At 66.8% G+C, this 8656-nt stretch carries 9 protein-coding genes; 2 read left to right on the top strand and 7 right to left on the bottom strand.

Annotation, left to right across the window (positions count from 1 at the left end):
* Positions 1-149 precede the first annotated feature (149 nt).
* From ACN0T5_RS20660 to ACN0T5_RS20630, 7 genes are all read right to left on the bottom strand, one after another.
* Positions 150-785, bottom strand: a complete 636-nt coding sequence (locus ACN0T5_RS20660; RefSeq protein WP_417770491.1) for a TetR/AcrR family transcriptional regulator — start codon at positions 783-785, stop codon at positions 150-152.
* A 472-nt stretch (positions 786-1257) separates the two neighbouring features.
* The gene (locus ACN0T5_RS20655; protein WP_417770492.1) at positions 1258-2145 is read right to left on the bottom strand and encodes a LysR family transcriptional regulator; all 888 of its coding nucleotides are present in this window, start codon (positions 2143-2145) and stop codon (positions 1258-1260) included.
* Between the two features lie 160 nt (positions 2146-2305).
* Positions 2306-3037, bottom strand: coding sequence for an arsenical resistance protein ArsH (gene arsH / locus ACN0T5_RS20650; protein ID WP_417770490.1), 732 nt, complete (start codon positions 3035-3037; stop codon positions 2306-2308).
* A complete protein-coding gene (gene arsC / locus ACN0T5_RS20645; RefSeq protein ID WP_417770489.1) occupies positions 3034-3450 on the bottom strand; it encodes an arsenate reductase (glutaredoxin) in 417 nt (138 codons plus the stop codon). The genes arsH and arsC overlap by 4 nt, the downstream gene beginning before the upstream one ends.
* Entirely contained in the window at positions 3450-3956 is a 507-nt protein-coding gene (locus ACN0T5_RS20640; RefSeq protein WP_417770488.1) for an arsenate reductase ArsC, read from the bottom strand. Before ACN0T5_RS20640 ends, arsC begins: the two co-directional genes overlap by 1 nt.
* Before the next feature lie 11 nt (positions 3957-3967).
* On the bottom strand, positions 3968-4300 hold the full coding sequence (locus ACN0T5_RS20635) for an ArsR/SmtB family transcription factor (RefSeq protein WP_417770487.1): 333 nt from the start codon (positions 4298-4300) through the stop codon (positions 3968-3970).
* A gap of 197 nt (positions 4301-4497) precedes the next feature.
* On the bottom strand, positions 4498-6213 hold the full coding sequence (locus ACN0T5_RS20630) for a Na/Pi cotransporter family protein (RefSeq protein ID WP_417770486.1): 1716 nt from the start codon (positions 6211-6213) through the stop codon (positions 4498-4500).
* A 312-nt stretch (positions 6214-6525) separates the two neighbouring features.
* Here ACN0T5_RS20630 and ACN0T5_RS20625 point away from each other — a divergent pair, with 312 nt between their 5' ends.
* Positions 6526-7341: an inositol monophosphatase family protein gene (locus tag ACN0T5_RS20625; RefSeq protein ID WP_417770485.1), complete on the top strand. Its 816-nt coding sequence runs from the start codon at positions 6526-6528 to the stop codon at positions 7339-7341.
* Between the two features lie 77 nt (positions 7342-7418).
* A complete protein-coding gene (locus tag ACN0T5_RS20620; RefSeq protein ID WP_417770484.1) occupies positions 7419-8462 on the top strand; it encodes an ABC transporter substrate-binding protein in 1044 nt (347 codons plus the stop codon).
* Positions 8463-8656 lie beyond the last annotated feature (194 nt).

Raw genomic sequence — 8656 nt, 5'->3', positions numbered from 1 at the left:
GTTGATCTGCGCCATCATGCCGTCGGTCCAGTACGGCACGCTCCAGCCACCATGGACAAAGCCTCCCTCCCGGTCCTCCTCCGGCCCGCCCGGCGCCTGCAGGACGCCGTCCAGCGTCAGGAAGACGGTTGCCGTGATCCTGCGCATGGTCAGTCTCCCGTTCGTGACTGGGTGAACAGCATCTCGACATAGGCGCGCAGATGGTCGAGCGACTGCGCCGCCACCTCCGCGCCCATGCGAGCCTTGGCCAGGATGAAGCTGCCCTGGATCACCGCCTGGGTGTGCAGGGCGAGGCTTTCCGGCGTCCACGTCGCGTCCGGCGCATAAAGCGCCTTGGCGGCGACGATGTCCTTCTCCAGTTCGGCCGCATGGCCGGAGATCGAGCGATCACAGGCATCCCGGATCGCCGGCACCGTCTCGTAGACCTCCTGCACCATGGTTCCGACCAGACAGGTGAATTCCGGCACCTCGCCCGCGAGGATCTCCTTGCGGAAGTCGATATAGGCCAGCACCCGCTCCAGCGGATCGGCCGGCGCATGATACGGCGCGGCGGCAAAGAAGGCGTCGGTCGTCTGCGACCAGTAATCGGCCGCGGCCACGGCCAGTTCTTCCTTGCTCTTGAAATGATGGAAGAAACTGCCCTTGGTCAGCCCCGCCGCTTCGCACACGTCCTCGACGCGCGTCGCGGTATAGCCCCGCGTCCGGATGACGGTCAGCGCCGCCTCCAGCAGCCGGGTCTTCGAGCGGTGTCGTTCCTCGGCCTTCGCTGTCGCACCCGTTGCCATCGTTCCCGATCCCCTTCCGCCGCCGGTAAAACCGTCATCCGCTGCGATGGCGTCCCGCAGCTCCAGTCCCCATACCAGTCAGTATGGAAACTGCATACCGGCCAGCAAGCACGTTGTCAATACCAACTGGTTGGTATGGTTCTGGACACAAGAGCACCGCAGCGCAAGTGGTCGTGAAATCAAGGGGGAAGGGTGCGACCTCAAGACCAACCACAGGGTGCGCCCTCAAGATGGTCGGCAGGGTGCGCCCTCAAGATGAGCGGCAGTGAGTAGCCGCAAGGTCGGCGACAAGGGCAGGCCGCGAGATCGCCGGGAGGGGTGTGGCAGAGAGCTGGAAGAAGAAACGGCGGGGCCCGTCGGCGGGCCCGGCGAGCACGCTCAAGCGACAAATCCGATCAATATCGGACGCAAAACTTGTCGATATTGATCGGATTTCTATCGAAAATTGCTCAGCCGTTCGCGCGTTCCGCCGTCAGCCGCGCCGCCCTTGGGCGATCTCGACAAGCGCCGACAGCAGCGGCGTCAGCGGTTCGCGCTGCGCCACCACGATGGCGATCGTGCGGGCGCTTTCCCCGTCGTCGTCCCGGATCGGCACGGCCGCCAGCAGCCCGCCCGACACGAACATCCCGGCAAGCTTCTCGGGCACCACGGAGGCCCACTTGCCTGTCATCACATGGGCGACCAGCGCGATGATGGAGTTGGACTCCACCCGTGCCCGCGCCGTGATGCCGGCGGCGGCCAGATGCCGGTCGACGATGGCGCGGTTCTGCATGTCCGGCGTCAGCAGGCACAGCTGCTCGCTCCCCGCTTCCTGCCAGCTCACCGTCTCGCGCGCCGAAAGCGGATCCGACACGGAAACCAGCAGGCAGTAGCGCTCCTCGTAGAGCGGGAAACGGGTGCGCCGGCGCATCGCGTCGGCATCGAGATAGGTGATGCCCGCGTCCAGATCGAGCCGGTCGATCTGTTCCAGGATCTCCGCCGAGGTCCGCGACAGGATCTGGAAGCGGACGCCGGGATGGCGCACGGCATAGGGCGATACCAGCTCGGCCACCATCGGCAGCGCCGTCGGCACCACCCCGATGCGCAACGTCCCCTCCAGGTCCGAGCGCACCGCCCTCATCTCCTCGCGCAGGGCCCGCATGTCGCCGACGATCCTGAGCGCCAGCGCGTGGACCCGCTCGCCCTCCGGCGTCAGCCCCTGGAACCGCGAACCGCGATGCACGAGCTGCACGTTGAGCTGGTCCTCCAGCTGCCGGATGGCGGAGGACAGGGTCGGCTGCGTGATGCCGATGCTCTCCGCGGCGCGTCCGAAGTGGCGCTCGCGGACCAGCGCGATGAACATTTCCAGCTTGTCGATCATGCCCGTTGATACCACAGGCGCGGCGGGCATGCCCGCCGTCGCCTCGATGTGAACCCGTTGAGGAGTCTAATCGATTTTCACGGGACGGGCACAGGCGCAAAACGGCGCGCTCCGGCATCTCCGCGACATGCCGGTATCGGGGTCGCAGGCGGCACGTGCCTCAGATCGAACGCTGGTTGACCCGGGCGGAGGTCTCCGCCGCGCTTTCGACCCGCTCCGAATAACGGTCGACCAGCGGCCCGGCCCGGCCACGCACCATCCAGGTGAACTTCACCAGTTCCTCGACCACATCGACGATGCGGTTGTAATAGGGCGAAGGCTTCATGCGGTCGTCCTCGCCAAACTCGGCGAAAGCCCGGGCCACCGACGACTGGTTGGGAATGGTCACCATCCGCATCCAGCGACCGAGAACGCGCAGCTGGTTGACTGCATTGAAACTCTGGGAGCCGCCGCAGACCTGCATCACCGCAAGCGTCTTGCCCTGGGTGGGGCGCACCCCGCCGAGCGACAGCGGCAGCCAGTCGATCTGTGTCTTCATGATGCCGGTCATCGCCCCGTGGCGCTCCGGGGAGACCCAGATCATGCCTTCCGACCACATCGCCGCCTCGCGCAATTCGCGCACCTTGGGATGGTCGGCGGGCTCCGCATCGGCAAGCGGCAACCCGCGCGGGTCGAAGATCCGCGCCTCGCAGCCATGCCAGGCAAGCAGCCGCCGCGCCTCCTCCGCCACCAGCCGGGAGAAGGAGCGCGCGCGCAGCGAGCCGTAAAGCAGCAGGATGCGCGGCGCGTGGCCGGGATCGTCTCTCGCCGCGTAAAGCTCCGGATCAACCGGCCGCATCTGCGCCGGATCGATGTTCGGCAGATCGGCAAGGGGATCCGCCCTGAGGGTCATGATCCGGCCCCCGGGGCCGTCACCGCCTCGCCGTCCTCCTTGACGAACGTGCCCGCCAGCGGGGCGGGAAGGATCTCCAGAACCGCCTCGGACGGGCGGCAAAGGCGGATGCCCTTCACCGTCACCACGATCGGCCGGTTGACGAGAACCGGATGTTCCAGCATGGCGGCGAGGATCGTCTCGTCATCCACCGACGGATCGGTGAGGCCGAGCTCTTCCGCCGGCGACTTGGAAACGCGCAGCGCCTCGCGCGGCGTCAGCCCGGCTCCGGCGAAAAGCGCCAGAAGCTGCGGCCGCGTCCAGCCGGTTTGCAGATACTCGATCACGACCGGCTCCTCGCCGGAGGCGCGGATCATCTCCAGCACGTTTCGCGAGGTGCCGCAGTCGGGATTGTGGTGAATGACAACGCTCATCAGGCACTCTCCCGCCTGTCCTTGCGGCCGATCTCGTCGAGACGCCCCTGCAGGGAGAGCGAATCGATGCTGGCAAGCGGCAGGCTGGCAAAGGCGGTGATGCGGGCGCTCAGCATCCGGTAAGCCTCGGAGAAGGCAAGGCGGCGCTCTGCCTCGCTGCCTTCCACGGCGGCCGGATCGGGCACGCCCCAATGCGCCGTCATCGGCTGACCCGGCCACACGGGACAGGACTCGCCCGCCGCGTCGTCGCAAACGGTGAAAACGAAATCGAGCTTCGGCGCGTTCTCGCCCCCGAACTCCTCCCAGCTCTTGGAGCGGGCGAAGGAGGTATCGATATCGAGGCCGCGCAAGAGGTCGAGCGTCATCGGATGGGGCACGCCTTTCGGCTGGGAACCGGCGGAGAAGGCGCGAAAGCCGTCAACCCGGTTCATGATCGCTTCGGCCATGATCGAGCGCGCCGAATTGCCCGTGCACAGGAACAGCACGTTGTAGGTCTTTCCATTCATCGGATCTCTCCTCAACAATCGCAAACGAGGGCATCAAGCACCGGCCGGCAGAGGTCCGGCGCACCGCCGCAGCAGTCCTCCATCAGGAAGGAGAGCAGGGAGCGCAGGCCCGCCATGTCGGCGAAATAGCGCACCGCCCTGCCTTGTCGCTCATTGCGAACAAGTCCCGAGCGATGCAGCACGGCAAGATTGGTCGACATCGTGTTCTGCCGCACATCAAGGGCAACGGCGATGTCTCCGGCCAGCATCCCTTCACCGCCTGCGCGGATGAGCAGCCTCAACACGTCGAGCCTGGTTTCCTGTGACAGGGCCGCAAAGGCCTCGAGTGCGGTGATCTTATCCATATATCAAGAATACTAGATATGAAAGGGAACGCAAGCACGGATTGATGCCGCTGCGCGGCACCTGCCCGCAAGCAGAAGGGACTTCCCGTGAAAGCCGATATGACACCCGCCGCCGCGGGCGCTTCGGACCCGGACCGGGCGGGCACTGTTCGGGCCCGCTCCGGAACGCTGGAAAGGCTGTCGGGCCGGGAGGGTGGTCAGGCCGGCTGGGCGCCCTCCGCCGTGCTCCGACGATAGGCGTCCGGACGGTCGGGATCACCCTGGCCGCCCGCGCGCAGCCGCGTGTCCGCCAGTTCGCCGCAGGCCTCCAGAATCGGCTGAGCGACGATGACGAAGTGACCGTGGATCCGTTTCAGGTCGCGCAGCACGTCCATGTGGATCGAGGTGGTTTCCATCGACAGGGTAACGCCGGCGCGCAGCCGCGCATAGTGGCGCTCGGCAAAGTGGCGCTCCAGGTCGCGGATCGCCGTCTTCTCGGCGAACAGCCGGCGGGCGAGATCGGGATCCCCGGTGGCGAAGACGTTGAGCGCGGTGGAGAAGTTCGACGCCACGCGGGCATGGAAGGCCTTCAGGTCGGCAAGCCCCTCGCTGGAGAATGCAAGATGCGCCCGCCCCTTCTTCTCCGCCATCTCGAGCAGCTGCTTGTCGATGACGTCGCCGATATGCTCCAGATTGGTGGTGAAGGAGAGGATTTCCATGAAGCGGCGGGAATCCTCCTCCGACATGCCCTTGCGCGACATGCGCACCAGATGCAGCTTGATCGCCTCGTTGACCGCGTCGACCGCATCGTCGGCCGAACGCAGCTCGCGAATGAGCTTCGGATCGCCGCTTTCCAGCGCCTCCATCGACTTGACGAGCATCGCCTCGACCCGGTCGCCCAGAGCCAGCGCCTCGCGATGCGCCGCTGCCAGCGCCTCCGACGAGACATCGGCCGGCACGTTCGCCAGATAGCGCGGACGGGCGGGATCGGCCGGTTGCGGCGTTGCCGGAACGATCCGCTCCAGCAGCCGCGAGACAGGCCCGACGAGCGGCACGAAGATCAGCGCGACCAGGATGTTGAAGGCGAGATGCGCATCGACCGTCAGCCGCGCGCCGTCAAGCCCGAAGGACGCCGCGACATCGGCGAGGAGCCCGGCAAAGGGAATGAGCACCGCGGCAACGGTTCCGCGCATGATCAGGTTGCCGAAGGGCACGCGCTTGGTTTCCGCCGCCGCCCCCCAATTGGCGGACAGCGGCGCGGCGGCGGCGCCGACATTGGCGCCCAGAACCGCGGCGATGGCCAGCGTCGGCGTCACCGCGCCGGTAAGCGCCAGCGTCGCGATCACCAGGACGACGGCAAGCGAGGAGTGCGCGGCCCAGGTGATGCCGGCGGCAAGGATCGCGGCGAGGATCGGCTCGCCGGCAAGCGCGGCGAGCACCAGGCCGAAGGTCTCGGATTCCGCCAGCGGCACCACGGTCGAACGCAGGTGCTGCAGCGACAGGGTCAAAAGGCCGAGGCCGATCAGCGCGCGGCCGATACATTGCGGCCGGTCGGAATCGGAAACCAGAAAGGTGACGACGCCGGCAGCGACGAAGACGGGCCACAGATGCGAGACATTGAGCGACAGGATCTGGGCGGCGACCGCCGAACCGACATCGGCCCCCAGCACCACCGCAAGCGCCATCGCCAGCGGCACAAGTCCGCGCCGCGAGAAGGACGTCAGCAGCATCGCCGTCGCCGTCGCGCTCTGCATCAGCACGGTCACGCCCGCCCCGGCCAGAACGGCCGTGACGCGGTTCCGCGTCGCCGAAGCAAGCACGGAGCGCAGCGACGACCCGAATGCCCGCACGACCCCCGTCCGCACCATGCGCACGGCCCAGATCAACAGGGCGACACCGCCGGCAAGATGCAGGAACACCGCGCTCGCACTCATCATCGTCTCCAGACCTCCATACAGCGCAGGCTCGGCATCTGCCCGGGCCACTTGCATTTCCTTGACAGACGGACCGAAACGGGCCGGCCGTTGCCGGAGCTGCGAACGGCAGCTCTGGATACGTTTCCAGACACCCGCGAAAGCCGCTTGTCATTCCCGCTTCGCGGCAAGATGCTGGCGGCGCAACCTTGCAGGTAACCGCATTCTGGGACCGAAAGATGGCGCTGGCGTGCCGGCCAATGACTTTCGTATCCGCCGAATACGTGGAAAAACAATGATGACAGATATTTGTCGGCTAAGTAAGAGGCGAGCATGAGCAGCACCCGCGACATGGAATTGACGCAGCGATTTCTGGCGCTTCAGGGCATCGCGGCGGAAGCCGCCGCTCTGGCGATGCGCTATTTCGAGGACCGTGATTCGCTGGCCATCTCGCTGAAAGGCGCGCAGGACTGGCTCACCGAGGCCGACGGCGCGGTCGAGACGCTGATCCGCAGGCGGGTGGCCGAGGCCTTTCCCGATGACGCGGTCCTGGGCGAGGAAGGCGGCGGCGCGGTCACCGACAGGCTGTGGATCGTCGATCCGATCGACGGCACGGCGAATTTCGCCCATGGCGATCGCACATGGTGCGTTTCCATCGGCTTTCTGATGGACGGCGTGCCCGAACTCGGCTGCATCGCCGCCCCGGCGCTCAGTGAGACCTACCTCGCCCGCCGCGGCCACGGCGCGACCCTCAACGGCAAGCCGATACGCGCGGCGACGACCAACGACATCGCCCGCTCGACACTGGAACACGGCTGGTCGCCGCGCCTGCCGGTCGAGCAGTATCTGGCAACTGTCGGACGGCTCTTCGGCGCCGGCGCCAATGTGAAGCGCTCCGCGTCCGGCGCACTGGGCGTTGCCGCCGTCGCCTGCGGACGCACGGACGGTTATGTCGAGGGGCATATCAACTCCTGGGACGTTGCCGGCGGTGTCGTCATCGCCGCCGAGGCCGGCGCCCGGGTCAGCGACTTCTTCAGCGGCGAGTGGACCACGGGCAACCCGATCATCGTCGCGGCACCCGGCGTCGCCGAGGCCGTTTCGCAGGTTTCGCGGATCGCGCTTTCCGCCATCGCGTCCGGAACCGATTGACGGACGCCCCTTTAGGCGTTCAAAATCAGCCAACTAATGAACAGCTGTGCAAAGCGGCACTTCAAAGGGAGGACAGCATGAAGATCTCGACGAGCCTGCGGGCACTTGCATCCGGCGCGACGCTCGGCCTTGCCGGGTTGCTCTGGTCGTTGCCGGCCGCCGCCGACGGTGAACTCACCGTCTATTGCTCGGTCCAGGAGGAGTGGTGCCGGCCGATGGTCCAGGCCTTCGAGCGCGAGACCGGCATCAAGGTCAACATGACCCGCAAGTCCTCCGGCGAGACGCTGGCGCAGGTCAAGGCGGAATCCGCCAACCCGCGCGGCGACGTGTGGTGGGGCGGCACCGGCGATCCGCATCTGCAGGCGGCCGAGGAAGGGCTCACGGTCGAGTACAAGTCGCCGATGCTGGCGGAATTGCAGCCCTGGGCGGCAAGCCAGGCCGAGCAGTCGGGCTACAAGACGGTCGGCATCTATGCCGGCGCACTGGGGTATTCCTTCAACACGGAGATGCTCGGGTCGACGGGCGCGGCGGAGCCCGCATGCTGGGCCGACCTGCTGAAGGAGGAATTCCGCGACGAGATCCAGGTCGCCAATCCGAACTCCTCCGGCACCGCCTATACGATGGTCGCGACGCTGGTGCAGCTGATGGGCGAGGACAAGGCGTTCGAGTTCATGAAGGGCATGCACAAGAACGTCAACCAGTACACCAAGTCGGGCGCGGCCCCGGCCCGGGCTGCGGCCACCGGCGAGACCCTGATCGGCATCACCTTCCAGCATGACGCGGTGACCCAGGCTGTGCAGGGCGCGCCGGTCAAGGTCGTCTCGCCTTGCGAGGGAACCGGCTACGAGATCGGCTCCATGTCGATCATCAAGGGCGGTCCGAACCCGGACAATGCCAAGAAGTGGTATGACTGGGCCCTGACGCCGGCGGCGCAGGAACTGGGCGCGGCCGCCAATTCCTTCCAGGTGCCGTCCAACAAGAACGCCAAGGCGCCGAAGGAGGCACCGGACCTCTCCACCATCAAGCTGATCGACTACGACTTCGCAAAATACGGCTCCAAGGACGAGCGCACCCGCCTTCTGTCGAAGTGGGATGCCGAGGTCGGCGCCGCGCCGAAGTGACGGTTTGCAAGATCGTCAGGGCAACCCGCCCCGGCGCTTCCAGAACGGTCAGCTGTCAAGGCTCGACCGACTTTGGCCGGACGGCCGCCGATCCGGAGTGAAGGCGTCAGGATGATCGACCGGTTTCCGGTACTCGTGGCCGGGGCCGGGCGCCCTTGCCCCGCGGGGCGGGGCGTTCAGGCGGGCGGCCCGGG

Source organism: Stappia sp. (assembly GCF_048261845.1).
Taxonomy (GTDB): domain Bacteria; phylum Pseudomonadota; class Alphaproteobacteria; order Rhizobiales; family Stappiaceae; genus Stappia.
The sequence above is the reverse complement of the archived record's forward strand: the minus strand, read 5'-3'. Positions and strand labels throughout refer to the sequence as shown.